This window comes from Nocardia sp. NPDC003183 (genome assembly GCF_053590715.1).
Genome location: NZ_JBSFTG010000003.1, coordinates 246832 through 271458, shown reverse-complemented (window position 1 = coordinate 271458; position 24627 = coordinate 246832). Strand labels below are relative to the sequence as shown.

27 protein-coding genes are annotated in these 24627 nt (G+C 68.5%); 7 read left to right on the top strand and 20 right to left on the bottom strand.

The window, feature by feature from the left end; genetic code table 11:
* Positions 1 to 8: 8 nt before the first annotated feature.
* Entirely contained in the window at positions 9 to 443 is a 435-nt protein-coding gene (locus ACWDXS_RS13175) for a Fur family transcriptional regulator (protein WP_056809750.1), read from the bottom strand.
* 139 nt (positions 444 to 582) lie between these two features.
* Between ACWDXS_RS13175 and ACWDXS_RS13170 the strand changes: the two genes are divergently transcribed.
* Together ACWDXS_RS13170 and ACWDXS_RS13165 are read left to right on the top strand one after the other, a co-directional pair.
* A complete protein-coding gene (locus ACWDXS_RS13170) occupies positions 583 to 1101 on the top strand; it encodes a hypothetical protein (RefSeq protein WP_449965340.1) in 519 nt (172 codons plus the stop codon).
* A gap of 107 nt (positions 1102 to 1208) precedes the next feature.
* Entirely contained in the window at positions 1209 to 2255 is a 1047-nt protein-coding gene (locus ACWDXS_RS13165; protein ID WP_379314354.1) for a fused (3R)-hydroxyacyl-ACP dehydratase subunits HadA/HadB, read from the top strand.
* Between the two features lie 34 nt (positions 2256 to 2289).
* Here ACWDXS_RS13165 and ACWDXS_RS13160 read toward each other — a convergent pair whose 3' ends face one another.
* Positions 2290 to 4485: a molybdopterin oxidoreductase family protein gene (locus tag ACWDXS_RS13160; protein WP_449965336.1), complete on the bottom strand. Its 2196-nt coding sequence runs from the start codon at positions 4483 to 4485 to the stop codon at positions 2290 to 2292.
* 161 nt (positions 4486 to 4646) lie between these two features.
* On the opposite strand from ACWDXS_RS13160, the gene ACWDXS_RS13155 reads away from it, so the two are divergent.
* Positions 4647 to 4991: a hypothetical protein gene (locus tag ACWDXS_RS13155; protein ID WP_449965333.1), complete on the top strand. Its 345-nt coding sequence runs from the start codon at positions 4647 to 4649 to the stop codon at positions 4989 to 4991.
* Positions 4992 to 5041: 50 nt separating this feature from the next.
* Here the strand turns inward: ACWDXS_RS13155 and ACWDXS_RS13150 are convergent, their stop codons facing one another.
* A complete protein-coding gene (locus ACWDXS_RS13150; RefSeq protein WP_449965330.1) occupies positions 5042 to 6493 on the bottom strand; it encodes an MFS transporter in 1452 nt (483 codons plus the stop codon).
* A gap of 14 nt (positions 6494 to 6507) precedes the next feature.
* A complete protein-coding gene (locus ACWDXS_RS13145; RefSeq protein WP_449965327.1) occupies positions 6508 to 7311 on the bottom strand; it encodes a thioesterase family protein in 804 nt (267 codons plus the stop codon).
* A 53-nt stretch (positions 7312 to 7364) separates the two neighbouring features.
* Between ACWDXS_RS13145 and ACWDXS_RS13140 the strand changes: the two genes are divergently transcribed.
* Positions 7365 to 7847, top strand: coding sequence for a winged helix-turn-helix transcriptional regulator (locus ACWDXS_RS13140; protein ID WP_449965324.1), 483 nt, complete (start codon positions 7365 to 7367; stop codon positions 7845 to 7847).
* Positions 7848 to 7949: 102 nt separating this feature from the next.
* On the opposite strand, the gene ACWDXS_RS13135 is transcribed toward ACWDXS_RS13140, so the two are convergent.
* Positions 7950 to 8558 (bottom strand): TetR/AcrR family transcriptional regulator, encoded by a 609-nt coding sequence (locus ACWDXS_RS13135; RefSeq protein ID WP_449965321.1) that lies wholly within the window; start codon positions 8556 to 8558, stop codon positions 7950 to 7952.
* A gap of 117 nt (positions 8559 to 8675) precedes the next feature.
* Between ACWDXS_RS13135 and ACWDXS_RS13130 the strand changes: the two genes are divergently transcribed.
* Entirely contained in the window at positions 8676 to 9536 is an 861-nt protein-coding gene (locus ACWDXS_RS13130; protein WP_387443424.1) for an SDR family NAD(P)-dependent oxidoreductase, read from the top strand.
* A 2-nt stretch (positions 9537 to 9538) separates the two neighbouring features.
* Here ACWDXS_RS13130 and ACWDXS_RS13125 read toward each other — a convergent pair whose 3' ends face one another.
* The 11 genes from ACWDXS_RS13125 to ACWDXS_RS13075 all read right to left on the bottom strand — a co-directional run bounded on the left by ACWDXS_RS13125 (position 9539) and on the right by ACWDXS_RS13075 (position 19492).
* Positions 9539 to 10144 (bottom strand): GTP-binding protein, encoded by a 606-nt coding sequence (locus ACWDXS_RS13125; protein ID WP_101467406.1) that lies wholly within the window; start codon positions 10142 to 10144, stop codon positions 9539 to 9541.
* A complete protein-coding gene (locus ACWDXS_RS13120) occupies positions 10125 to 10499 on the bottom strand; it encodes a DUF742 domain-containing protein (protein ID WP_387443427.1) in 375 nt (124 codons plus the stop codon). The genes ACWDXS_RS13125 and ACWDXS_RS13120 overlap by 20 nt, the downstream gene beginning before the upstream one ends.
* Positions 10500 to 10511: 12 nt before the next feature.
* Positions 10512 to 10916: a roadblock/LC7 domain-containing protein gene (locus ACWDXS_RS13115; protein ID WP_067453425.1), complete on the bottom strand. Its 405-nt coding sequence runs from the start codon at positions 10914 to 10916 to the stop codon at positions 10512 to 10514.
* A gap of 1 nt (position 10917) precedes the next feature.
* Complete coding sequence (locus ACWDXS_RS13110) at positions 10918 to 13263, bottom strand: sensor histidine kinase (RefSeq protein ID WP_378987840.1); 2346 nt, start codon at positions 13261 to 13263, stop codon at positions 10918 to 10920.
* A gap of 221 nt (positions 13264 to 13484) precedes the next feature.
* Positions 13485 to 13892, bottom strand: coding sequence for a DUF779 domain-containing protein (locus ACWDXS_RS13105; RefSeq protein WP_378987837.1), 408 nt, complete (start codon positions 13890 to 13892; stop codon positions 13485 to 13487).
* Positions 13892 to 15409, bottom strand: coding sequence for an acetaldehyde dehydrogenase ExaC (gene exaC / locus ACWDXS_RS13100; RefSeq protein ID WP_449965314.1), 1518 nt, complete (start codon positions 15407 to 15409; stop codon positions 13892 to 13894). The genes ACWDXS_RS13105 and exaC overlap by 1 nt, the downstream gene beginning before the upstream one ends.
* A gap of 87 nt (positions 15410 to 15496) precedes the next feature.
* A complete protein-coding gene (locus ACWDXS_RS13095) occupies positions 15497 to 16768 on the bottom strand; it encodes a transcriptional regulator (protein WP_378987832.1) in 1272 nt (423 codons plus the stop codon).
* A 154-nt stretch (positions 16769 to 16922) separates the two neighbouring features.
* On the bottom strand, positions 16923 to 17243 hold the full coding sequence (locus ACWDXS_RS13090; RefSeq protein WP_378987829.1) for a hypothetical protein: 321 nt from the start codon (positions 17241 to 17243) through the stop codon (positions 16923 to 16925).
* Positions 17244 to 17306: 63 nt separating this feature from the next.
* A complete protein-coding gene (locus ACWDXS_RS13085) occupies positions 17307 to 18455 on the bottom strand; it encodes an alkaline phosphatase family protein (protein WP_449965310.1) in 1149 nt (382 codons plus the stop codon).
* Positions 18452 to 18772 (bottom strand): nuclear transport factor 2 family protein, encoded by a 321-nt coding sequence (locus ACWDXS_RS13080; protein ID WP_301900910.1) that lies wholly within the window; start codon positions 18770 to 18772, stop codon positions 18452 to 18454. Before ACWDXS_RS13080 ends, ACWDXS_RS13085 begins: the two co-directional genes overlap by 4 nt.
* Before the next feature lie 96 nt (positions 18773 to 18868).
* Positions 18869 to 19492, bottom strand: a complete 624-nt coding sequence (locus tag ACWDXS_RS13075) for a TetR/AcrR family transcriptional regulator (protein WP_378987823.1) — start codon at positions 19490 to 19492, stop codon at positions 18869 to 18871.
* 123 nt (positions 19493 to 19615) lie between these two features.
* Here ACWDXS_RS13075 and ACWDXS_RS13070 point away from each other — a divergent pair, with 123 nt between their 5' ends.
* The gene (locus ACWDXS_RS13070; RefSeq protein WP_449965305.1) at positions 19616 to 20683 is read left to right on the top strand and encodes an NAD-dependent epimerase/dehydratase family protein; all 1068 of its coding nucleotides are present in this window, start codon (positions 19616 to 19618) and stop codon (positions 20681 to 20683) included.
* A gap of 16 nt (positions 20684 to 20699) precedes the next feature.
* Complete coding sequence (locus tag ACWDXS_RS13065) at positions 20700 to 20942, top strand: hypothetical protein (RefSeq protein ID WP_449965302.1); 243 nt, start codon at positions 20700 to 20702, stop codon at positions 20940 to 20942.
* Between the two features lie 2 nt (positions 20943 to 20944).
* Here the strand turns inward: ACWDXS_RS13065 and ACWDXS_RS13060 are convergent, their stop codons facing one another.
* The 4 genes from ACWDXS_RS13060 to ACWDXS_RS13045 all read right to left on the bottom strand — a co-directional run bounded on the left by ACWDXS_RS13060 (position 20945) and on the right by ACWDXS_RS13045 (position 24473).
* Positions 20945 to 22474 carry a polyamine aminopropyltransferase gene (locus ACWDXS_RS13060; protein WP_449965299.1) on the bottom strand — a complete coding sequence of 510 codons (1530 nt, stop codon included), beginning with the start codon at positions 22472 to 22474 and terminating at the stop codon, positions 20945 to 20947.
* On the bottom strand, positions 22474 to 22899 hold the full coding sequence (locus ACWDXS_RS13055) for a DUF350 domain-containing protein (RefSeq protein WP_378914280.1): 426 nt from the start codon (positions 22897 to 22899) through the stop codon (positions 22474 to 22476). Before ACWDXS_RS13055 ends, ACWDXS_RS13060 begins: the two co-directional genes overlap by 1 nt.
* Before the next feature lie 41 nt (positions 22900 to 22940).
* Positions 22941 to 23378 (bottom strand): DUF4247 domain-containing protein, encoded by a 438-nt coding sequence (locus tag ACWDXS_RS13050; RefSeq protein WP_449965295.1) that lies wholly within the window; start codon positions 23376 to 23378, stop codon positions 22941 to 22943.
* A 159-nt stretch (positions 23379 to 23537) separates the two neighbouring features.
* Entirely contained in the window at positions 23538 to 24473 is a 936-nt protein-coding gene (locus tag ACWDXS_RS13045; protein ID WP_449965292.1) for a LysR family transcriptional regulator, read from the bottom strand.
* Positions 24474 to 24627: the final 154 nt, after the last annotated feature.

Genomic DNA, 24627 nt, shown 5'->3' with positions numbered 1-24627 from the left:
GAATCCTTTCAGGAGAGTGATGGTGATGTCGTGCAGTCGGGGCACCTGCCCCAGTAGATGACTTCTGCCTCGTCGACGACGAAACCGCGGTCGTCGAGGGGAGTCAGACAGGGTGCGTCGCCGACGGCGCACTCGACATCGACGATCACCCCACAGGATCGGCACACCAGGTGATGATGGTTGTCACCGACGCGGGTCTCATAGCGCGCGACGGTGCCCATCGGCTGGATCCGCCGGAGCAGTCCGGCGCTGGTGAGTGCCCGCAGTACGTCGTAGACGGCCTGCTGGCTGACGGCCCCGAGGGTGGCTCTGACTCGGCTCAGAATGGTGTCCGTATCGGCATGCGGATGCTGGTGCACTGCGGTGAGCACCGCCAGGCGTGGCGCGGTGACGCGCAGGGAGGCTGCGCGCAGCATCTGTTCGAAGTCCGATGTGGTGGACACATTCCAGATCATGACTCATTCCAGATGATGTGGGGGCGGGTTTCCAGGATGAGTTGTGATGACATACCGGGCAATTCGCGCAATACTGGCGAGGAAGACCGGATCGGGGAGTCCGGTCCATGAGCATGGGGTGGGAACGATGTCGAATCGTCAGTGGTATGCCGTGTCCGCGATCGCGGTGGCCCTTCTGGTAGCTGGATGCGAGTCGGGACAGTCCGTCGACGCCGTGCCGGCGAGCAGTTCGTCGAAGGCGACCACGACCGTGCGCGCGACCACTCCCGCGGCGCCGGTGCTGAACCGTCGTGGCGAGAACGGAGCGGTGGTCCAGCAGGACGGGCTGGTCGGTGCGGGCAAGCTCGACATCGTCAACGGCAACAGCGACGACTTCGCGGTCGTGGTGACCAACGGTGATCCCAAGAAGCCGCAGGCCACCATCTACGTGCAGGGCAATTCCAACGCCACCCTCACCGGGATCGACGGCACGTACTACGTCTATCTGAAGACCGGCAAGGATTGGGACGAGGCGACGCTGGCCTTCACTCGCGAGCGTGAGTTCCAGAAGTTCGACGACCCGTTCGACGGTGACTCCGATTGGGAGATCACGCTGCAGCCTTCGATCGGTGGCAACGCCAGCACCAGCGACGTACCCTCGTTCTGACCGCGGTGGAAGAGCGCAGAACTGTGAACTGTGCCAAGGAATGCCCGGTCCGCCTGCGCGTCGACTAGCCTGCCGGGTGTCCGTTCCCCGAACGAAGGTGATTCATAGTGACTTCCGTAGTCGATGCCCCGCCCATCGATGGCCCTGACACCGCGTCGAAGGTAGGGCACTACTACCGGGTCGAGGGCGTCTACGAGGTCGGTCGCGAGAAGATCCGCGAATACGCGCGCGCCGTCCAGGACTTCCATCCTGCCCACTGGGAGGACGAGGCCGCCGCCGCGCTCGGCTACCCGGGTCTGGTCGCGCCGCTGACGTTCGTCTCCATCCCGGCTATGGCGGCGAACAAATTGTTGTTCGAAACGGTGGTCGTCGGCTACGACATGTTCGTGCAGACCGAGCAGGTCTTCGAACAGCACAAGCCGATCGTGGCCGGTGACCGACTCGTGGTCGATGTCGAGCTGACCTCGGTGCGCACGATCGCGGGCAAGGACCTGATCACTGTCACCAACACCTTCGTCGACGAGCTCGGCGAGACCGTGCACATCATGCACACCACGGTCGTCGGTATCACCGGGGACGACGGCGTGGATCCCGCGATCACCGCCGCGGTGGAGAACATCATGCTGCACGGCGTGAGCATCTACAGCGCCGACAAGAACGCCGTGGTGGAGACCACCCTGCGTCCCGAGGGCGAAGTTGTGCTGTCGGTCGAGGGCGCTGCCCGCGTCCCCAGCACCACGCTGTCGTTCGACGAACTCACCGTCGGCGACGAACTCCCGCTCCGCGACGCCCGCGTCTCGCGCGGTGATCTCGTCAACTACGCCGGCGTCTCCGGCGACGGCAACCCCATCCACTGGGACGAGAAGATCGCCGAGCTGGCGGGCCTGCCCGACATCATCGCCCACGGCATGCTCACCATGGGTCTGGGTGCGGGCTTCCTGTCCACGTGGTCCGGCGACCCCGGCGCGGTCACCCGCTACGGCGTTCGCCTGTCGACCTACACCATCGTCGGCCGGGAGGGCGGCCAGGTCGAGTACACCGGTCGCGTGAAGTCCCTCGACCCGGAGACCCGCAGCGCGGTGATCGCCATCGTCGCCAAGTCCGGCGGTCGCAAGATCTTCGGTCTCGCCACCGCGAACCTGCGCTTTCGCTGACCCCGGCGCGGTGGACCCGACCTCGTAGCCGGGTTCACCGCGGCGCGGCCACGACCTCGGATCGTGGTGTGGCGTCCGGGGTTTCGGACGCCACCGGGTTCACCCGCACCCACGTGCTGTTGACCGCCGACGTGCCGGAGAGCAGGTCGGTGCGGGCCGGGTCGTGCAGCAGGTTGACATTGGCGCCCGGCAGGCCCGCCGCGACCGACCAGCCGACCCCGGGTTCGCGATGGCCCCATCCGTGGGGGATCGCCACCACCCCGGCGCGAATATCGCCACTGATCTCCACCGGAACCACGATCGAACCGACCGGGGATTCGATCGTGGCCGGATCACCGTCGGCGAGACCACGGGCGGCGGCGTCGTCGGGATGGATGAGCACGGTGCAGCGGTCGCGGCCCTTCACCATCGACGGGATGTTGTGCAGCCAGGAGTTGTTGCTGCGCAGGTGCCGCCGTCCGATGAGCTGGAGGTCGTATCCCGGCTCGGCCGTCCCGGTCGCGTCGTCGAGGACTGTGCGCACCGCCGCCAGGAAATCCGCGGGTGCCAAGTGTGTCTTGCGGTCGCCGGTGCCGATCAGTTCGGGCAGCCGTGGTTGCAGCGGTCCGAGGTCGACACCGCCTGCCGTGTCCCGAATCTTCTTCAGCGTCAACCCGTTCCGTCCACGACGCAGGATTCCGTAGGGGCCCGTCGCGACGGCCGCCGCGGACAGTCGCAAGGGGCTGAACTGTTCGAACGCGGCGTTGAGCACGCGTCCGGTGAGCCGCCGTGCCGGTAGCGGGACCATTTCGGTCACCAGTCGTGCCAGGATCTGCCAGTCGTCCAATCCGTCGGCCGGCGGCTCGAACACCCTGGCGTCGTAGCGGGCGTTGTTGCGAACGCTGAAGATCGGGAACAGCAGGCTCAGTTCCTCGCGTTCCAGCGCGGAGACGGGCGGCAGGATGAAGTCGGCGTGCCGGGTCGTCTCGGTGATGTACATGTCGACGGCCACATAGCAATCCAAAGATTCCAGCGCGGCATCGAGCTTGTCCGCCTGCGGGGTCGAGAGCACCGGATTGCCCGCGTAGGTGATCATCGCTTTGATCTGGCCCGGTCCTTCGGTGCGGATCTCCTCGGCGAGGACCGCGACCGGCAGTTCGCTGCGGAACGACTTGTGCGCGCCGGAGCGGTCGGTCCACGCGCCGTGGCCCACGGGCAGGTACTTCGCGTAGCGGGCGGCGTCGACGACGGGCGTCGCGAACATCTGACCGCCCGCGCGATCGAGATTGCCGGTGACCGCGTTGATCGTATTGACCAGCCAGTGGGTGAGTGTGCCCGTCACCTGCTGGCACACCCCGATTCGCGCGTACAACACTGCCGAGGGTGCCGCCGCGTGGTCACGGGCCAGCCGTTTGATGGTGTCCGCGTCGACGCCTGCCAGTGGCGCCATGCGTTCCACGGTGGTGTCGGCGACCAGTGCGGCCAGCTCGTCCCAGCCGGTGCACAGCGCGCGGACCGCCCGTTCGTCGCACAGTTCCTCGGTGACCAGCACATGCAGCATCGCGAGCAGCAGGTACACATCGCCGCCGGGACGGACCGCCACGTGTTCGTCTGCCAGCCGGGCGGTTTCGGTGCGGCGCGGGTCGATCACGACGACGGTGCCGCCCCGGGCGCGGACCGCTTTGATGCGCGATTTGGCGCCGGGCATGGTGGTGATCGATCCGTTGGACACCGCCGGATTGGCGCCGAGCACCACCAGCCGATCGGTGCGATCGATATCGGTGATCGGCATGAGAACGTTCGAGCCGAACATCCGCCACGCGACGAACTCCTGCGGGAACTGATCGATCGAGGACGCGGAGAAGAAGTTCCGGGTCAGCAGGACGGCCCGCAGCAGCGCTGCGTACATCACCGAGGAGCTGTGCGCGGCCGGGTTGCCGATGTACATCCCGATGGCGCTGGGACCGTGCGCGGACCGCACCGCGCGCAAACGCTGACCGATCTCGCGGAAGGCCTCGTCCCAGCCGACCGGTTCGAAACTGTCGCCGACGCGGCGCATCGGTGTCCGCAGCCGGTCGGGGTCGTGGTGCAGACCGCCCATGGCTGTCGCCTTCGGGCAGATGTAGCCCTTCGACAGCACGTCGTCCGGGTTGCCTTCGACGCGGGTGACCCGCGAATCCTCGACCGTGACCAGAATCCCGCAGTGCGCTTCACACAATGTGCACTGCCGGGCAATCGTCGTGCTGTCCACAGCTTTCCTACCCTCCGCCGAACCGCTCCTGCCACGGTAGCGCGACCGAACGGCTCGGCAGATCCGTCTGTGGTCTGATTTTCGTGCCGATCGACGACCGGGCGTAATATCGTTCGCGATACGAAGAGCCTTCATTTCCGCTCAGGTCAGGAGCAGATTCGATGCGTTGCACCGTTCGTCTCGGCCTCGCGGTCGCCGCTGTCACCGTCGCCGGGATCGCCGGACAGGCCACCGCCGCCGCCCAGCCCAGCTATTACGACCCCGTCATCACGCCGTGCAGTCACCTGTTCCGCACCCCGCTCGAGGTGCCACGTCCTGGCACGGACGTGTATTGGAGTCCGTTCGGGACGTCGAACATCGTCTGCTACGACGACGGCACCGGGATGGAGAACTACTACCAGCGCGACCCCTGGGGCCGCTGGCACGACATGAACGAGCTGACTCCCGGTCACTTCTTCTACGTGATCGTCGATTCCTCGGTCCCCGATCAGGCGACCTGGGGCTGAGCGGACCGGAGGACGCGGCCGGCGACATCGTGGTCGCCGACCGCTCGGGGTCACGCCGACACTGCCGCGCCCCCGGATCTTTCGGTCGCCTCCGGAGTGTGGCCGGGCGATTCGATCGGTGGTCCGGCCTGCGCTGGGGTCCGCACGGCGAAGCCGATGAGTCCGGCGAGGACCGCGACCGCGGCGGTCACGTACCAGGCGCGCTGGAAGGCGTCGAGCGTGGCAGCGGGGGTGTCGGGCGTACCGAGCAGCGCGACGAGAAGTGCGACGCCGAGGGCGAGGCCGAGTTGGCGGGCCATGCTCAGGACGCCCGATCCGGTCGCGAAACGTTGCGGGGGAAGGGTTCCCGCGCCGACGGCGAACGCGGTCGGCAGGGTGAGCCCCACGCCGAGACCGGTCAGCAGCATGCCGCCGAGCAGGCCACCGACATAGTCCGGTGACAGTTCGGCTGCGCGCGCCCACCACAGGAGTCCACCGCCGAAGGCGAGTCCGCCTGCCGCGATCACCGGTCCCGCACCGATTCGCGCGATGAGTTTGCCCGCGGCGATGGCGACGAACGGCACGACCAGGGGGCCGGGCGCGATCGCGAGTCCGGTCTGCAAGGCCGACCACCCCCACACGTTCTGCGCCCAGAGCGTGACCGAGAGCAGCATGCCCGCGAACGCGATCTGGAACACCAGCGAATTCGCACCCGCGAGCACGAAATTCGGGACCCGGAGCAGGGCGGGGTCGACGATCGGGCTGTGATGACGAGCCGAGCTCACGGCGAAGACGACCCCGAGCACGATCGCGATACCGAACGCGGCGAGGACTCCGGTGGCGGTCCAGCCCCAGTCGGGACCCTGGACGACGGCCAGGATCAGCGACCCGACCGCCCCGATCAGCGCGCCCGCACCCAGCAGATCGGGCAGCGGGCCGCCCGCGGCGGGCGGGCACGGCAGCTTACGGACACCGATCGCGAACGCCGCCAACCCGATCGGCACGTTCACGAGAAACACCCAGCGCCAATCGATTTCGACCAGCAAGCCGCCGAGCACCGGGCCCAGCGCGGCGCCGAGACCACCGAACGCGACCCACAGCCGCACCGCACCCGCGCGCCGCTGCGGCAGTGTCGCGGCGAGTACCAGTGCGAGGGAGGACGGGGTGAGCAGGGCGCATCCCACCGCCTGCAGAACACGGAAGGCGATGAGCGACTCCACGTTCCAGGCCGCCGAGCACAGTGCCGACCCGATCACGAAGATCGCCAGGCCGGTGAGAAAGGTGGCGCGGTTGCCGCCACGGTCGCCGAGGCGACCGGCCGGAACGAGCAGGGCGGCGAAGACGATGGCGTAGAGGTTGAGCACCCAGGACAGTTCGGTCAGGCCGGCGCCGAAGTCGTCTGCCATGGCGGGCATGGCGACATTGACGATGAACAGGTCCAGGCTCGACAACAGCACGCCGATGGAGACGATAGCGAGCACCAACCGGGGATTGGTCTCCCGGAGTGGGGTAGTGGATGGCATGTTCCAGCTCTCGTTCAGCCGAGGACGCGGCGGGTTTGACGGGCGGTGGCGAGCAGTACGCCGTCGCCGTCCCAGATATCGGTGTCGTCGACCGACCAGCCGTCACCGGAACTGACGTTCGTGGCGCGGACCAGCACGGGCGTGTCGCCGAGGTGGGTGAGATCGGCGTGCAGTTGCAGCGACAGGGTGACGGTGGGGACGGCGACCGGCGCGGTGAGCAGCGGGAACAGTCCCGGTGGCAGCGCGTCGGCGAGGACGGCCAGGCTCGGCGCGTCGAGGGGCAGCGCGGGGTCGAGTGCGATCCAGGCGCACATCATCGCCTCGTCCGCGCCGCTGAGCGGCAACGGGCCCGCGGCGGGACGGATGACGAAATGCGCGCCGACGGGCACGATCTCCGGCGGCAGCCGGAACAGCGCGCAGTCCGGTGCGGCCGCGACGACGGGTGCGGGTCTTGCGCTGTGGGCGGGGATCGCGGTCGCGCCGGGCGCGCCCAGGGTGACGGTGGCCGCGGCGACCCGCGCACCGTCCTGTTCGGCGACCACGTCCAGCATCGTCGTGCTGCGCCCGACCGGGTGTTCGGTGGCGTGCAGGGTGAACGCGCCGGTCGCCGGTCGGCCGAGGAACCGGACATCGGCGGCGCGCACGGGGTGCTCGCGCGAGCTCGCCTGCTGGGCGACGTCGATCAGGAGCCCGGCGAGCGTGCCGCCGTGTGGGCCGGTCCAGCCGCGCCACGAGTCGTCGACGACGGCATGCCACCGCCCGGAGTCCGTGGCGGTGAGGGCGAATCGCGCGCCGAACCGCCAAGTGAGTTTCATCATGCAACTCACCGTAGATGGGTGAGTTCTTTCATGCAACCGACTAGACTCGGGACATGCGGCGCACCAGCTTCGAAGACATGAACTGCTCCCTGGCCCAGTGCCTGGAAGTGGTCGGGGAGTGGTGGACCTTGTTGATCGTGCGTGACGCCCTCTTCGGCGTGACCCGTTTCGACGAGTTCCGCGACCGCCTCGGCATCGCCCGCAACGTTCTCACCCAACGCCTCGAAGGCCTGGTCGAACACGAGATCATGACGAGAGAGCCCTACCAGGACAACCCCGTCCGCTACGACTACCGCCTGACCGCCAAGGGCCGCTCCCTGTGGCAGGTGATCACCGCGATGCGCCAGTGGGGCGACGAATGGGCCGCCCCGAACGGGCCCCCGGTAGAGGTCCTGCACCGCACCTGCGCCCACCTCACCACCATCGAACCCACCTGCTCGCACTGCGGCGAGCGAGTCCACGGCCGCGACCTGAGGCTGATGGACGGCCCCGGCGCGGGTGATCGTTCTCCGCTACCCGAGTCGCTACGCGGGTGAAGTCGCCCCGGCGTCATCGTCGCGCGCCGGTCATGGAGGCAGGGGCACGACAATTGCGCGGTGCGGGCCGAATGTCGTTGATAGGACGTGCTTTCGATCAGGTCAGCCGCGTAGTCCGCGCAGCGCGGTCTCCACGACGCGATCGGCGAATTCGGTGGTGAGGGTGCCGGTGCGCAGGAGCCAGCGGTCCATCAGTGGGCCCCAGATCATCGCGATGGCCACGTCGAGGTCGATATCGGGGGCGATCTGGCCCGCGGTTTGCGCGGCGGCGAGTCTGCGACGTTTCAGGTCGTCCACGGGGCTCTGTAGGCGTTCGACGTAGGTGGCGGCCAGGGCGGTGTCGTGCATGATGGCGCTGGTCAGGCCGCGCAGGGGGAGGTCGAAGCGGGGGTCGGCGAGTTCGGCGACGGTCGCGCGCAGGACCAGTTTCAGGTCGGCTTCCAGGTCGCCGGTGTCGGGCAGGCCCGGTGTCGCGTCGTCGCCGGTCTCGCTGAGCATCAGGAAGGCGTCGAGCAGGACGGCGCCCTTGGACGGCCACCACCGGTAGATCGTCTGCTTGCCGACACCTGCCCTGGCGGCGATCGCCTCGATGGCCAGCTTGTCGTAGCCGATCTCGCCCGCCAGCTCGAAGGCGGCGGACAGGATGGCGCGCCGAGATCCTTCGTTGCGCCGGGTCGCGTCGGCCGACGGCCGGGGGTTCTGCTGACTCATGCCGCCATCCTAGCAATCGAGGAGACGAGACGTTGCGTCTTGACAGGGCGGTGAACCGCTGGCATCCTCGGATCATCAGACGAGACGCAACGTCTTGTCTAGTCAAGGAGGAACGCCATGACCACCGCCGCTACCACCGCATCCCGCGTCTGGTTCATCACCGGAGCGAGCCGCGGTCTCGGTCGCGCCTTCGCCGAAGCGGCGCTGGCGGCGGGGGACCGGGTCGCCGCCGCCGCGCGCACCGGATCCGCCCTCGACGAACTCGCCGCGGCCCACCCCGGCCGGGTACTGCCGTTGACCGTCGATGTCACCGATCGCGCCGCGGTGCACGCGGCGGTCGATGCCGCTGTCGCCCACTTCGGCCGCCTCGACATCGTGGTCAACAACGCGGGCACGCTTTCGATGGGCATGATCGAGGAGTTCAGTGAAGCCGAGGCTCGCGCGCAGATGGAGGTCAACTTCTTCGGCGCGCTCTGGGTGAGTCAGGCCGTGCTCCCGCATCTGCGCGCGCAGCGCAGCGGGCACATCGTGCAGGTGTCGAGCATCGGCGGACTCGCCGGGTTCCCGCTGTCGGGAATGTATGCCGCGAGCAAGTTCGCGCTCGAGGGCATGAGCGAGGCCCTGGCGATGGAAGCCGCGGAATTCGGTGTGCGCGTGAGTATTCTGCAGCCGGGCGGGTACTGGACCGACCTGTATTCGGCGATGGTGAACACCACCCCGATCCAGGCCTACGCCCCGCTGCGTGCCCAGCTCGAGGCCCAGTGGGCCGAGGGATCGGTCGACAGCGAGCCCGCCCTCGCCGCCGAGGCGCTGCTCACACTCGTCGGCGCCGGGGAACCGCCGCTGCGCCTGCTGCTCGGAAACATGGTGTACGACTTGGCCTTCGACCTCGCGCGCGCCAAGATGGCCACCTGGTCGGCCTGGGAGCAGACCAGCCGAGCCGCGGAACGGGCAGTCCCCGCGCCGGGCTCGGCATAGTCTCAGGTGGTGACGGGAGTTCGTGCGGCGCGATCGATCAGGTACTCGACCAGGTGGGTCAGCACCGCCTTGGCCGAGGGCCGATCGCGCGCGTCGCACAGGATCACCGGCGTGTTCGGATCCAGGTCCAGGGCATCACGCACCTCGTCGACCGTGTAGCGCGGCGCGCCGTCGAAGCAGTTCACCGCGATCAGGAACGGCAAGCCGCGCCGCTCGAAGAAGTCCACCGCCGCGAACGAATTGCTCAATCGCCGGGTGTCGGCCAGCACGATCGCGCCGAGGGCGCCACGGCACAGCTCGTCCCACAGGAACCAGAAGCGGTCCTGTCCGGGCGTGCCGAACAGATACAGCACCAGATCCCGGTCGATGGTGATGCGACCGAAGTCCAGCGCGACGGTGGTCGTGTGCTTCTGCTCCACCCCCGACAGGTCGTCGACACCGGTGCTGACCTCGGTGATCAGCTCTTCGGTCCGCAGCGGCGCGATCTCGCTGATCGCACCGACCATGGTGGTCTTGCCGACGCCGAAGCCGCCGGCGATGAGGATTTTGACCGAGGCGGCCATGTGCTGGTCGCCTGCGGACATCGGGTCAAAGTTTTCGGATGCCATCCAGAACCGCTCGCAATATGTTGAGGTCACCGGCACCGGCCTCGGCCGCTACCGGAGCCCGGAAGATGAGGTGGCCCTCGGCGATGAGATCACCGACGAGGATCTTGGTTACCGCCAGAGGCAGTTTCAGCACGGCCGAGACCTCGGCCACCGACTGCGGACGCTTGCACATCTGTGCGATCGTCGCGTACTCGGGTTCTGGTTTGCGCAGGGTGGGGGCGGGGTATACCGCCACCACCACTGTGAGCATGTCCAGGTCGTGCGCCGCGCCCATGGTGCGGCCGCGGGTCACCGCGTACGGCCTGACCAGGGGTCCGGCCGCGTCGTCGAACCACGGATCGCCGAGTCGAGTCATTGTCGAGACTTTCTATAGCTGCGCATGCCCGTGCCGCGGCTCCGTAGACAGATAGCTGCCGACCCGCTGCACGGTGAGATTCATTTCGTAGGCGACCATGCCGAGATTGGCCGATTCGTTGGCTTGCAGTGCCAGGCAAGCGTTGTCACCGGCCGAGGTCACGAAGAGCACGGCCCGATCGAGCTCGATCACCGCTTGGCGCACGCCGCCGCCGTCGAACCGGCTGCCCGCGCTGCGGGCGAGACCGTAGAGGGTCGAGGACATGGCGGCGAAGTGTTCGGCGTCTTCACGCTTCATCTGCGAGGAGCGTCCGAGCAGCAGTCCGTCGGTGGACAGCACGACCGCGTAGCGGACCCCTGCCAGCCGGTCGACGAGATCGTCGAGTAGCCAGTTGAGATCACCGGGGGAAGAGTTCACCTCAGCCTTCCTGTTCGTCCTGGTTCGATGTGGTCTGTTGTTTGCGACCCTGGCGGGTGCCGTTCTCGATCGCGGACATGATGTCGCGCGCCTGTTCTGCGGAGCGGGGGCGCTCGGGTGCGCGCGGCGCCTCGGCGGCGGGCTCGGCGAGCTCGGGCGCCAGATTGGTCTGCCTGCTGCGACGCGGCAGCGCGGGTCGTTCGTCGGAGCCGGTGTCGTAGCGCGGGGTCTGCGCGGGGGGCGCCTCGGGGGCCGGTGCCATCGGGCGCGGGGTCGGCGGGTCGGCGACCAGGGTCGCGACCGGCGCGGGCGCGGATTCGAGGGCGGCGATCGGTCCCGAATCCTGCGGTGCGGGCAGCCCACGACGCAGCGGGCCGGTCATCGTGGGCGGCGTGCCCGCGAGGTCGGCCTCGCCGGCCAGCAACTGCTGGGGGATCAGCACGATGGCGCGGATGCCGCCGTAATCGGATTCGCTCAGCCGCACCGACACACCGTGCGCGAGGGCCAGCCGGGCGACCACGAACAGGCCCAGGCGCGAGTCCGAGGACAGCGTGCCGACACCGAAATCCGGCGGATCGGCCAGCATGGTGTTGTAGCGGACCAGGTCGTCGGCGCTCATGCCCATGCCCTGATCGGTGATCTCGACGACCACGCCCTTGCCGACGACATTGCCGCTCGCCTCGACCCGCGACTGCGGCGGGGAGAACGCGGTGGCGTTGTCGACGAGCTCGGCGAGCAGGTGCACGAGGTCGGCCACGACGGTGCCGACGACGCTGACCTCGGGCAGCTTGGTGACCCGCACGCGCGCGTAGTCGAGCGTTTCGCCGATGGCGCTGCGCACCACGTCCATCACCGGCACGGGCTGACGCCACTGCCGTCCCGGGCGACCGCCGCCGAGGATGATCAGGTTCTCGGCGTTGCGACGTTCACGGGTAGCGAGGTGATCGAGCCGGAACAACGTCTCGAGCAGTGCCGGATCCTCTTGGCGGCGTTCGGCTTCGTCGAGGATCTCGAGCTGGCGGTGCACCACGATCTGGCTGCGGTGGGCGATGTTGAGGAACACCGCGCGCACGCCCTCGCGAGTACGGGCCTCGTCGACCGCGGCACCGATCGCCGCGGCGGCGGCGTGTTCGAAGGCCTTGGCGACCTGACCGATCTCGTCGTGCCCGAAGTCCAGGGTGGGCGCGGTGTCGGCCGGGTCGACCTCGCCACCGTCACGCAGGGTGCGCATGGTGGCGGGCAGCTGCTCGTCGGCGAGTTGCAGTGTCGCGGTACGCAGCCGGCGCAGCCGGCGAATGATCCGGTTCGCCAGGACGATCGCGATGAGGAAGACGAGCGCACTGAGCGCGAGCACGCCGCCGCCCGCCAGCGCGGCATTGGTCTCGGCCTTGCGCGAGGAATCCTCGGCAAGCTTCTGCACATGGTCGTTGTAGCTGGTGTAGGAGTCGAGCAGGCTCCGGTTGACCTCGGCCGCGGCGTTCTGCCATTCGGGAATCGGCATCGGCAGTGCGACGGGGGTGGGAGCCTTGCTGGTCGAGGTACTCGCCTGGGCGGCCGCCGACACCGCGAAACGCTGCACGAGAGCGGATTCCATCGCGCTCAGCCGCTGCCAGTGCCCGGTGGCCGTCAACGCGACGACGGCGCCGCGCTCGGGTTCGTCGAGTCCGGCGGCCAGGTTGGCGATTTCGCCGTGGTAGAGGCCGCTCTGGTTGGTGAACTCGTCGAGCGGGATGGTCGAGGCGCCGTCCGAGGCCACCATCGCGGCGGCGACCGCGTTGCTGCGCGACATCGCCTCGGCGGCACCGAGCAAGCGCAAGCCCTCGGACACACCGGTCGCGACGACCGCGTCGGGTGCCGCGCGCTCGGCGACCTTGGTGCCCTGGATGATCACGTTGAGCAGCGAGTTATAGAACAGGTAGGCGTCCGCGATCGGCAGCATCCGGGCGTCGGCGCCCTTGCGCACGCCGTCCAGATGCGTGCCGAGAGTGGCGAAGCCGGCCTTGTCGTTGCCGATGTTGGAGTCATCGATCGCGCGCAGGTTCTCACCGGCGGCGATCAGGCCGCGAAAGGCGCCGTCCATGCGCGTGCGCGCGGCGGCCAGGCCGAGTGCGGCGGTCTCGTCGCCCGCGATGTGGGCCAGGGTCAGGTGGCGCTCGGATTGGACCGCCTCGATCAGCTCACGGGCCGGTACGGCGGCATCCTGCAACTGCACGGCCCATGACTTGGCCTTGTTGCTCTGCTCGACCAGGTAGCCCGCCGTACCGACGCCGACCACCACCAGAGTCAAACTCGGGATGAGAGCAATCGCCAGAATCCGGGTGCGCACACCGAGTCTCGCTAAGAACATCGCCATAACGTAACGGAATCGTTGCACTGTTGTCGCCTGTGTCTCGCTGAGCGAGACGCGATTTGGTTTGCGCGGGAACACATTTGCTATATGGGGGTGAAAACGAAAAAACGGCGAGCTCACCCCGCCGGCTGAGCCGCGATGGCCCAGTCGGCGGGGGCTCGCCGCGACCTGGCAGCGCCGGGAAAGATGCTGCCAGGTCAGGTTTTCGGCGGGCGCCGCTACAGTGTGCGGTCGGCGCCCGTGCGTGGTGGCGGCCCGGCCGCCAGTGCCGCGTGCTCCGCCTCGGTCAGCAGCCTGGCGCGCAACACGAATCGCATGCCCTGGCCTGCCTCGAGCGAATCCTCGGCAGCCTCACCGCGCGTCACATCGACGGTGAGGTGGGTATCTTTCCAGCATTCGAATTGTGCCGCGCTGATCCAGAATTCGGTGTGCCAGCTGAGCCGGCCGAGCAGGATGTCGGCCTTCTCGATCGGGAACTGCTTGGCCGACAGGCACACCGGTGCGGCGTCGTCGTCGCAGCCCTCGCCGGCCTGGCGGAACAGCACCGGGCCGTTGTCCTCGATGAGGCGGCGGAGCAGGGTCTGAGCGCGCTCGGTGATCTCCACACGGTGGATTCGATTCTGCATCAGAACATCCCGAGTTTCGTCGTCGAATAACTGACCAGCAGGTTCTTGGTCTGCTGGTAGTGCCCGAGCATCATCGCGTGGTTCTCCCTGCCGAACCCCGACTTCTTGTAGCCGCCGAACGCGGCATGGGCGGGGTAGGCGTGGTAGCAGTTGGTCCAGACCCGGCCTGCCTTGATGCCGCGGCCGAGTCGGTGGGCGGTGTTCATGTCGCGGGTCCACACGCCCGCACCGAGACCGTAGAGGGTGTCGTTGGCGATGCGGATCGCTTCGTCGACGGTATCGAAGCGGGTGACCGCGACGACCGGGCCGAAGATCTCCTCCTGGAAGATCCGCATCGTATTGTCACCGGAGAAGACCGTGGGTTCGATGTAGTACCCACCCGGTAGACCGTCGACCTTGCGTGCTTCCCCTCCAGTGAGCACACGGGCGCCTTCGGCTCTGCCGATGTCGAAATAGGACAGAATCTTCTCGTACTGGTCGTTGCCGGCCTGTGCGCCGATCATCGTCTCGGTGTCGAGCGGATGACCGGACACGATGGCCTCGGTGCGGGCGATGGCGCGGGCGAGGAACTCGTCGTAGATCGACGAGTGGATCAGCGCCCGCGACGGGCACGTGCACACCTCGCCCTGGTTCAGGGCGAACATGACGAACCCCTCGACGGCCTTGTCGAGGTAATCGTCGTCGGCGGCCAGCACATCGGGCAGGAAGATGTTGGGGCTCTTGCCGCCGAGTTCGAGAGTGACCGGAATGATGTTCTCGCTGGCGTACTGCATGATCAACCGCCCGGTGGTGGTCTCGCCGGTGAAGGCGAGCTTGGCCACCCGTGGGCTCTGTGCCAGCGGTTTGCCCGCCTCGACACCGAAACCGTTGACCACGTTGAGAACTCCGTCGGGTAACAGATCCGCGATGAGTTCGACGACGAGCAGCAGCGACGCCGGTGTCTGTTCGGCCGGTTTGATGACCACGCAGTTGCCCGCCGCCAGCGCGGGTGCGAGTTTCCAGGCGGCCATCAGGATCGGGAAGTTCCACGGAATGATCTGGCCGACCACGCCGAGCGGTTCGTGGAAGTGATAGGCGACCGTGTCGGCGTCGATCTGGGACAGCGAGCCCTCTTGGGCGCGAAGCACACCCGCGAAGTACCGGAAGTGATCGATGGCCAGCGGGAGGTCCGCCGCCAGGGTTTCGCGCACCGGTTTGCCGTTGTCCCAGGTCTCGGCCACGGCCAGCGGTTCGAGACTGTTCTCGATCCGGTCGGCGATCTTGAGCAGGATGTCGGCCCGCTCGGTGACCGAGGTCGCGGCCCATCGGTCGGTGGCGCGGTGTGCCGCCTCGAGCGCCATGTCGATGTCGGCTGCGCTGGAACGGGCCACCGCGCAGAAGATCTCACCGTCGACCGGTGAGGTGTTGTCGAAATAACGGCCTTCGACAGGGGGCGACCAGTCACCTCCGATGAAGTTGTCGTATCGGGCGGCATAGCTGACTATGCCGGTATCCGATCCGGGTTTGCCGTAGATCATTCGCCTCGCTCCTCGCGACCTCTGCGTGGTGCCCCACACTATGGTCGGCGAAGGTTGGTACGAGGTTGGTGACGGCGTCTGCGCAGGTCAGCCCTGGCGTGCGGTGAAAAGCCGGGCCGTCACGACGGCGCGGCGGACATCATCGCGAGGCAGTAGCCGCAGGGCGTGCTCGTGCACGGCGACATCGCCGGGGCAGCGCTGCCCGAACGCGACCGCGTGCTCGGGCCGGTCGCTGCCCAGCACGGCGTTGCGAATGCCGACATCGAGGTGGGCGCGCCACTGTTCGACGCCGGGCAGATCCGATCCGGGCAGCAGTGGTCCGCGATACAGCCACAGCGCCGAGGTGAGGTCGCCGCCCTCGATGGCGGCCAGTAGGTCCACCGCGTCGCAGGACACCTGGCCGGTGAGCATGTAGCGCCGGTTGGTGATCTCGCCGCGGGTGGCGCGGCGCAGGTGCGACACATCGGCTTTGAGCGTGTTCAGCGACACCGGCCGCTCACCGTAGACCGCGGCGTGCAATTGCTCGGGGGTGTAGCCGTCGGGCTCGAGCGCCAGCAGCGCGAGGATCTCGAGTTGGCGCGGCGGCAGCGGCACCGGCCTGCCGTCGCGCAAAAGCCGTGCGGCGCCGAGGCATTCGAGCCGAACACCCGGTGCCGGGGTGGGCGCCTCGGCGCGCAGCATGGTCTCCACGGCGGTGACCAATGCGCGGACCGAGGTCATCACCATCGGATGCGAACGTTCCCACGTCGAGGACAGATCGAGCACGCCCACCGTGCGGCCGTCGGGGCCGTGGATCGGCGCGGAGTAGCAGACCCAGCCGTGCAGCGCGGCGACGAGATGCTCGGCGGAGAACACGGTGACGGCCCTGTCGTCGTGCAGGGCCAGAGATAACCCGTTGGTGCCCATGTGGCTTTCGTCCCAGACCCCGCCCGGCGCGAAGTTCACCGCTTCCCCTTGGCGGCGCAGCGTGCGATCGCCCGCGGTCCACAAGATGGTGCCCGATTCGTCACTGACGACGGCGAGATAGCCCGACTCCTCGGCCATTCCGCGCAGCTGACCCGCGAGTTCGGTGACCGGTCTGCGCAGCGGGGATTCCGACCAGCGGTCACTGATGTCGTTGAATCCGGGAGCGACTTCGGTGGCGGGGTCGACGGTGTGCAGGGAGCGCTGCCAGGATTTGGCGACATCGTTGCGCACGGCCCCGGTGTCGCGGGGCAGGGTCAGCGGGCGCGAGGGTGCGGCGAGGCGGTTCCACTGCTTCTCGAGTTCGACCCGGTAGTCCGAGAGTCGTTCGGGCCGGTGCGGTCCGGCGATCGGGTCGTCGTGGGCGCCTGGTGCCCTGCCCAGTTCCTCGCCCACGTTCACTCCCTGCTCGTCGGTGACGCACCGTTCCAGCGACGAGAACGGGTGTGGCGCTTACTGTCTATCAGCTGTGCCACCGCCGTGGGAACGTTTGTGCCCAGGACGACCGGTCACCGGTCGCCGGGTTGTCGCGTTGCCTTGACGCCGGTGACTACTTGTTCAGGAAGATCCCGGCGATATCGGCGTTCTTGATCGGGGTGTCGACGTTGCGCTGAGTCGCGCACAGCAGATCGACCTGCACGATCATCGAGTCGACCACGGTGCCCGCCGGTTCGTTGTCGTTGCCGGTCTGCTGCTTGATCGCCTTGGTGATGGTGATCCGCTTGGTGTTCGCGTCCTGGTTGACGTAGTCGCGACAGCTCGTGTCACCGCCCTGGTTGAGCACTCGCTCGACCTCGGTGCATCCGGTGGCCAGTGCCGCCAGCACCGCGACGCCCACCGCGACGGCGCCGGTTCGGGTGTTGGCGTGCATGATTCCTCCTGGAATGGTTCGCTGCGCGCGGTTGCGCGTCGACGCCAGCTTATGCGGTGGTGCTCAGGCGCGGTGGATTCGCAGGGGAACCCGCAGCTCGGCGGCGGTGAGTGAGCCGTGGTGGCCGATCATCATCGATTGCAGCGGTTCGGCGCCCGACCGCACGACACCGCCGTCGCCGCTCGCGATCACGACGAGATCGCCGATGCGCGCGGCGGCGTCGCGGGTGACGACCGGGCCGAACCAGCCTGCCTCGATCGCCTCGTCTCGGGTGCGCACCAGGAATCCGCTCCCGAGAACGCCGCGCCAGGTGTCGGCGACCGCGGCGGGGTTGTCGGTGTAGACGTGGCGGGCGCGTGGTTCACCGCCGAGTGCCGCGACATCGTCCGACAGGTGCGGGTGGGTGTCGAAGTCGACGCGCTCGCGCAGTTCGATCATGCCGTGATCGGCGGTGACGATCAGCGCCGAGCGAGCGGGCAGGCGCGCGGCGATCTCGGCGGCGATCCGGTCGACATTGGCGAGTTCGAACCGCCATGCGCGGCTGGCGGGCCCGCGAGCGTGGCCGGTGGTGTCGAGTTCCGAATGATAGGTGTAGACCAGGGTTTTCGGTGCCGAGGTGAGGGCGTTGAGAACTCCGTCGACGAGATCGCCGACCGAGTAGGCGGTGCGGAATTCGCCACCGCGCCAGCCGGCCGAGGTCAGGCCGGAACCGTCCTGGTAGCTCGGTGCGACCTGCACCGCCGCGATGCCCGCCGCGGTGGCGCGCTCGAAGACGGTGCGATGCGGCTGGATCCGGTCTGGTGGGAGCGTGGCGCGTGCGTCGGCCTTCGGTCCGTCGCCCATGAGTTGCCACCTGAGCGAGTTGAACAGGCGTTCCTCGCCGGGCAGACGCATGCAGTAGCCGACGATGCCGTGCTCGCCGGCGGGCAGGCCGGTGCCGAGGGTGGTCAGACTCGTCGCCGTGGTGCTCGGGAACCCGGCGTCGATGCTCGCCTCGGGCAGGCTCGTCAGGAACGGCGCCGCAGCGGATTCGGCCGCCAGGGCGTGTGCGCCGAGTCCGTCCACGAGTAATACGCAGACCCGGTCGACATCGAGATCGAGGCCGAGTCGGTCGGTGTCGCCGGGGACACCGAGGCAGCTCAGTACCGACGGGAGGAGATCGGCGAGTGTGGCTGTGCCGTAACGCGGGGTGAGAAGAAGATCGTCGGTCACGCCTGTCCTGTTTCGAATCGGCTGATCAGCCCGTCGCGCAGGACGAACTGCCAGGTGGTGCGCATCGAACCCCACCGGCTGTTGGTGTAGTCGGCGGTGAGGGCGAGGCCGTCGTCGGAGTCGACCGTGTCCACGACCAGATGTCCGTTGCTGCTGAAGATCTCGGCCTCGGTCCACTGGGCGAGATTGCGTTCGACACCGTCATCGGACATCGTCGCGTCCTCGGTGAGCACACCGTAGAACTGGTCGGTGTCCTGCGCGTTGAGCGCGTCGACGAACGCTTCGACCACGGGATCGAGTTTCGCGGTGCCGGACATCGGGCCTCCTGCTCGAAGCGGGTACGCACGGACAAAGACGGTGTTACTCACTCTAGGTGAGTGCACGTGCCGGGTCGCAGGAATTTGGGCGGCGCGTCAGGCGGTCGCCGATCCCGGCGCGATCAGCGCGGTGAAGGTGCGCATGATCGTGTCGACGAGTTCGGGGGCGTGCGTGCCCATCTGTTCACTGCGCTTCTCGAGATGTCCGTCGAGCCACAGCGATGCCAGCCCGTGTGCCAGTCCCCACCAGGCGACGGCCAGGGTCTCGGCGCGATCGGCGGGCAGCGCCCCGACGGCGACACAGTCGGCGACCGTCCGGACCAGGACGTCGAAGGCGGCGTCGCCGGCGGCGTGGGCGTCGGGGTGCTTTTCCGGCTGGGACAGTTCGGGCCGGAACATGAGCCGGAACTGGGCCGGGTGTTCGCGGGAGAACCGCACGTAGGCATCGCCGAGTTCGGTGAGGGCAGCCAGCGGGTCGGTGGTCGTGGCCCTGGCGGCGGTCAGATAGGCCGCCAACTGCTGGAAGCCGTCGATCGACAGGGCGGAGAGCAGCGCGGCGCGGTCGGCGAAATGGTGATAGGGCGCGCCGCTGCTGACCCCGGCCTCCCTGGCGACCCGGCGCAGGCTCACCGCGGCCAGGCCCTCGCTCTCGATCAGGCGCAGGCAGGCGTCCATCAGCGTGGCGCGCAGGTCGCCGTGGTGGTAACTGGTGCGCTTCACCCTCCGAGCGTATGCGAGACCTCCGCCGGAATTGGCACTGGACAGGAAATCTATGCAGTGTTTAGATTAATTGAGCATCGCTTAGATGCGTGCTCCACCGAATCGACGGAATGGATGACCACCATGACCACTCGGGTACTCGTCACCGGCGCGACAGGTTTCGTCGCCGGCCACTGCATCGCCGAACTCCTCGACCACGGCTACGCCGTCCGCGCCACCGTGCGCGACCTCGCCGCGCACGCCACCCGCGCCCACCTGACCGAACTCGCCCGCCGCACCGGGGGCGAGCTGGAATTCGTCGCCGCCTCCCTCGACGGCGACGCGGGCTGGGCCGCGGCGGTCACCGGCTGCGACACCGTGCTGCACGTCGCCTCGCCGTTCCCCGCGGCACCGCCGGAGGACGAGCAGGACCTCATCGAGCCCGCGGTGCAGGGCACCCTGCGCGTGCTGCGCGCCGCAGCGGCCGCCGGTGTCCGCCGCGTCGTGCTGACCTCCTCGGTCGCCGCCGTCGCCTACGGCCACGACACCGACGAGGTGCGAACCGAGGACGACTGGTCGGTGGTCGAGCGCATCCCCGCGTATCAGAAGAGCAAGACCCTCGCCGAGCGCGCGGCCTGGGACTTCGTCGAATCCCTGCCCGCCGCCTCGGGTCTGGAACTGGTGGTGGTCAATCCCGGCATGATCCTGGGCCCGCTGCTCGAAGCCAGGACCAGTACCTCCCACGAGCCGGTCCGCCGACTGCTGGCCCGCGACGTCCCCGGTTCGGTGAAAACCGGCTGGACCCCCGTCGACGTGCGCGACCTCGCCGTGGCGCACCGGCTGGCGATGGAAGTTCCCGAGGCCGCGGGCAATCGGTACATCTGCGCGGCCGATCCGCTCTGGATGGGGGAGCTGGCCGGCCTGCTGGCCCGCGACTACGCCGCCGAGGGCTTCCGTGTCCCCACCCGGGTCCTGCCGAACTGGGTGATCCGCGTGGTCGCCGTCTTCGACAAAGGTGTGCGCCTGACCGTGCCGGTGCTGGGCCGCACCGAACACGTCAGCGCCGACAAGGCCCGCCGCGAACTGGGCTGGACCATGCGCCCGATCGAGGACACCGTGCGCGACACCGCCGACAGCCTGATCGCGTTCGGCATCGTCACCGCTCCCGGACGGCCCGCGAAGTCATCGCGTGCTGTTGTCGGAACCCGTTGAGCGGGAAGGAAAGACGATGTTGATCACCGCGCTCGTCCTCACTCTGCTCGGCGTCGTCCGCCGCAGGTTCCGCGGGCGCGCGGACGGCGAGCCCACCGGACGTCCGGCCCTCGGGAGCCGGCTGGAGCGGGCAGGTGTCGCTGTGCGGCGCGGCGCGTCCCGGTTGGTGCGAGAACCGGCCCCGGCGTTGTCGGCGGTGGTCGCCGTCCTCGGGCTCGTCGTCGTCGGTACGCACCTGGCCTGTTCGGGTCAGGTCTGACGTCAACGCCATTCTTGGCGTTGCAGATCCAGGATCACCGGACGCATCAATGTCGAGACCTCGGGGTCGACCGCTCGGCGGTCCGGTGGGAAGACGGTGGCCGCGGTGAGGGTGGTCTCGTCCAGGGAACGCAGGGGCCCGGGGCTGCGCAGGGACGGCGTCGGCGCCGCGCCCGCCGACGCCAGCACGAAGCCCCAGTCGCCGAAGCTCGGGACGTCCACGTGATACGGAGTGGTGTGCAGACCCGCCGAGCGCACGGTGGCGTCGATGGTCCAGAAGGAGCGCGGGGCGAAGAAGGGCGAGCCCGATTGGACCACCATGCGGGCGCCGGGGGCCAGCACGTTGGCGGTCATCGCGTAGAACTCCTGCGAGTACAGCTTGGCCACCGAGGTCTGGTCGGGGTCGGGCAGATCGACGATCACCGCGTCGAAAAGCCCTGGGGCACTGCGTAACCAGGTGAAGGCGTCGGCCTCGACCACGGTGACCCGTCGATCGTCGAACGCGCGGCGGTTGAGATCGGTGAGCCGGTCGTCGGTGCGGGCCAGCTCGATCATCGCCGGATCGAGTTCGACCAGGGTCACCTCGGCGATGTCGCGATAGCGCAGGATCTCGCGCAGCGCGAGGCCGTCGCCGCCGCCCAGCACCAGCACCGAACGGTGCGGGCCCGCCAGCACCGGGTGCACCAGCGCCTCGTGATAGCGGTATTCGTCGACCGAGGAGAACTGGAGTCCGCCGTTGAGATAGAGCCGGGTATCGGTGGTGGCGAACGGGGAGAACGATTCGGTGAGCACGATCTGCTGATAGGGCGTGCGTGTCTGCCACACGATCGGGTGGGCGAACAGCGCCTGCTGCGCGGTCGCCTCGAAACGGTCGGCGTAGAGGTAACTACCGGTCAGCCCGCAGGCCACCACGACGGTCGCGGCGATCAGGGTGTGGCGGGCGCCGCGCGTCATCTTGTCGCGAAAGAAGAAGAACGCCAACGCGAGTCCGGCGATCGCGTTCACGACCCCGACCACCAGGCTGCCGCGGATCTGCCCGAATACCGGCAGCAGCAGGAACGGAAACGCCAGGCCACCCAGCAGCGCGCCCACGTAGTCGGCCGCGAACAGGTCGGCGACCGCGCTGCTGGCCTCCTGCTCGCGGATGTCCTGGAGCAACTCCATCAGCAACGGGATCTCCGCACCGACGAGCATCCCGATCACCGCCGCCGCCAGCACCAGCGTGCCGGTATAGAGATTGAGCCACGCGTAACTGGCGTACAGGGCAGCCACAGACAGCCCGCCGACGACGGCCAATGCCAGTTCCACGGCCACGAAAGCCGCGGCGGCACGCGACCGGAGCGGTTTCGCCAGCAGCGCGCCGACACCCATCGAGCAGACCATCACGCTCAACGTGATCGACGCCTGCGCGGCGGTGTCACCGATCAGATAGCTGCCGAGGGTGACCAGCGACAGCTCGTACACCAAACCGCATGCCGCGCAGACGAACACGGTCGCCAGCAGTGCCGCCCTGGCCAGGCGGTGCCGGGGCATCAGGTCAGGCCCGCGGCCACCACCAGCGCGACCGCGACATGCGCCGACGCCGTGACCCACACCGCCGGATGCGGTTCGGCGTCGGCGACGACGGCCCGGAAGTCGCCGGGGGTGAGCGCGTCGAGCAGCACGAACGCCACCGCCATCGCGGCCAGCCCGATCACCCCGTAGATCGCGCTGGACAGCAGCGCCTCGGCGATCTTGCCTTCCGAGGTCCAGATGGCCACGGCCACGATGATCCCGACCCCGAACAGGTTCGAGGCGAGCAGGATCGCGGCATTGCGGTTGCGTTCGATCCAGATCTGGGCGCGCAGGTCGCCGGGGGTGAGCAGGTCGACGACGCCGAAACCGACGGCCATCAACACGATTCCCACCGCGGAATAGGCGAGCGCGGCGCCCGCGTCCGCCGCCAGGTCGGCGAGCATGAGTGTCCTCCTGTGCTGTGCGGGCGAGATGCCCGAATGAACTACTTGCCGCCGTTGTCGCTGCCGCCGCCGCGGTAGTCGCCCGCCGCGGAGCCGCTGGTCCAGCCGTAACCGCTGGTGTGGGCGTGATGGCGGCGCGTGCCGTTGGCGTAGCTGTCGACGAGGATCAGGGAGCCACCGGCATGCGGTGACACCGCGAGGAGGTCGTGGTCGAAGCGCAGATAGTGGTTGTCGCCGGTATTGCGCAGGCCGCGCGGGTCGGTGGCTTTCGCGATAGTGGCGGCCACCGCGGCCGGTGCGGCGGTGGCGAGGAACGCGAGGCCGTTGTTCGCCTGATCGAGTTGCTGCGCTCGCCGGTACTTCTCCGCGACGAATTCACGCGGATCCTCGTCGCGGGTGACCACCACGACGACGACCACCGCCACGACGACCGCGACCACCGCCACCAGGCTCGCGATGATCCACCTGGTGCGATTCATCGAGCCGACCCCCCGAACCCGGTGCGCCACCCAACTGTCCGTGCTGCGTTGATGACTGACCCTCCCCATCGAAAAATCCTGCCGGACTGTATCACCGGGTGAGCGGACCTCCCGCATCGATTCGGACAATACGGACCGACAGAGTCGCTGTGCCCGTGATCAGGCGAGGGTGGGTTCCTGCGTCGGTAACCAGTCGCGGGCCGGGTCGTACTCCAGCCACCGATTCTCGCCTGCCGTCCGGACCAGGGCGGTCACCAGCGCTTCGAGCAGTGGCGGTTCGGCGCCGGTACGCCAGATCAACGACCAGGCGTAGAGGGGAGTCGGGTCCACCAGCGGTATCGCGGTGACCCCTGGCGCCTCGGGGAACTCGACGTCGGCGGGCAGGAGGGCGAAGCCACGCGGATCGGCGGCCAGCGTCGAAAGCATCGGTGCGAGACCGAGATTCGGCGTGGTGAGGTGCTCGCTGATACCGAAACGTTCGGCGAAACGGGCAAGAAAGTCCAGGCGGCCGAGATCGGCCGGTGCGTGCAGGACGCTGTCGCGCAGCTGGTCGGGGCGCAGTGAGGTGGCCCCGGCGAGCCGATGATCGGTGCTCACGACCACATCGACCGGCTCGAGGCGGACGAGACGATGGGTCAAACCGTCCGGTAAGGGCGGGTGGACCCGGCCGAATCCGGCGTCGATCTCACCGTGGACGACGGCCGCGGCGACGGTGGGCAGGTCGCGTCCGTGGCCCGGTCGTAGAGGCGGTGCTCCCGGTGCGGTCGCGACCTGGGCGACCGTGCGCAGCGGAGCGAACAGGTGTCCCCACACGTCGATGTGCAGGGGACCGTGCTCGCCGACGAGGGCGGCCACCGCCCGATCACCGGCGCGCAGGGTCTCCTCGGCGCCCGGCAGAAACCGCGCGCCGGCCTCGGTGAGTCGTACCCCGTGCTGGTCGCGGTCGAGTAGGCGGACACCGAGGCTGGATTCCAGTCGGGCGACTCGCTTGGACAGCGCCTGCTGAGTGATCCCGAGGTTCGCGGCGGCACGGCCGAAATGCCGTTCGTGCGCCGTGCGCACGAACGCGCGCACGGTTGCCAGGTCCAGGTCCACGTTCGCACCATAGCGCTCCTGTCGGCCGCCCTGACACGGAGTTCCACCGACTGCGGCGAAACCGTCGGCGTCGGCGTCGAGGTATGACACGCAGCGGCGACAACCGTGCGTTGTCACCATCGCGGCCCAGTTGTTGGCCCGGGCCGACGGTACG

Bases quoted from the DNA above. Each gene is read 5' to 3' on its own strand.
- ACWDXS_RS13170 (WP_449965340.1), top strand. From the start codon at position 583: ATGTCGAATCGTCAGTGGTATGCCGTGTCCGCGATCGCGGTGGCCCTT.
- ACWDXS_RS13155 (WP_449965333.1), top strand. From the start codon at position 4,647: ATGCGTTGCACCGTTCGTCTCGGCCTCGCGGTCGCCGCTGTCACCGTC.
- ACWDXS_RS13150 (WP_449965330.1), bottom strand. From the start codon at position 6,493: ATGCCATCCACTACCCCACTCCGGGAGACCAATCCCCGGTTGGTGCTC.
- ACWDXS_RS13145 (WP_449965327.1), bottom strand. From the start codon at position 7,311: ATGATGAAACTCACTTGGCGGTTCGGCGCGCGATTCGCCCTCACCGCC.
- ACWDXS_RS13140 (WP_449965324.1), top strand. From the start codon at position 7,365: ATGCGGCGCACCAGCTTCGAAGACATGAACTGCTCCCTGGCCCAGTGC.
- ACWDXS_RS13135 (WP_449965321.1), bottom strand. From the start codon at position 8,558: ATGAGTCAGCAGAACCCCCGGCCGTCGGCCGACGCGACCCGGCGCAAC.
- ACWDXS_RS13130 (WP_387443424.1), top strand. From the start codon at position 8,676: ATGACCACCGCCGCTACCACCGCATCCCGCGTCTGGTTCATCACCGGA.
- ACWDXS_RS13125 (WP_101467406.1), bottom strand. From the start codon at position 10,144: ATGGCATCCGAAAACTTTGACCCGATGTCCGCAGGCGACCAGCACATG.
- ACWDXS_RS13120 (WP_387443427.1), bottom strand. From the start codon at position 10,499: ATGACTCGACTCGGCGATCCGTGGTTCGACGACGCGGCCGGACCCCTG.
- ACWDXS_RS13110 (WP_378987840.1), bottom strand. From the start codon at position 13,263: ATGTTCTTAGCGAGACTCGGTGTGCGCACCCGGATTCTGGCGATTGCT.
- ACWDXS_RS13105 (WP_378987837.1), bottom strand. From the start codon at position 13,892: ATGCAGAATCGAATCCACCGTGTGGAGATCACCGAGCGCGCTCAGACC.
- exaC (WP_449965314.1), bottom strand. From the start codon at position 15,409: ATGATCTACGGCAAACCCGGATCGGATACCGGCATAGTCAGCTATGCC.
- ACWDXS_RS13090 (WP_378987829.1), bottom strand. From the start codon at position 17,243: ATGCACGCCAACACCCGAACCGGCGCCGTCGCGGTGGGCGTCGCGGTG.
- ACWDXS_RS13080 (WP_301900910.1), bottom strand. From the start codon at position 18,772: ATGTCCGGCACCGCGAAACTCGATCCCGTGGTCGAAGCGTTCGTCGAC.
- ACWDXS_RS13070 (WP_449965305.1), top strand. From the start codon at position 19,616: ATGACCACTCGGGTACTCGTCACCGGCGCGACAGGTTTCGTCGCCGGC.
- ACWDXS_RS13065 (WP_449965302.1), top strand. From the start codon at position 20,700: ATGTTGATCACCGCGCTCGTCCTCACTCTGCTCGGCGTCGTCCGCCGC.
- ACWDXS_RS13060 (WP_449965299.1), bottom strand. From the start codon at position 22,474: ATGCCCCGGCACCGCCTGGCCAGGGCGGCACTGCTGGCGACCGTGTTC.
- ACWDXS_RS13055 (WP_378914280.1), bottom strand. From the start codon at position 22,899: ATGCTCGCCGACCTGGCGGCGGACGCGGGCGCCGCGCTCGCCTATTCC.
- ACWDXS_RS13050 (WP_449965295.1), bottom strand. From the start codon at position 23,378: ATGAATCGCACCAGGTGGATCATCGCGAGCCTGGTGGCGGTGGTCGCG.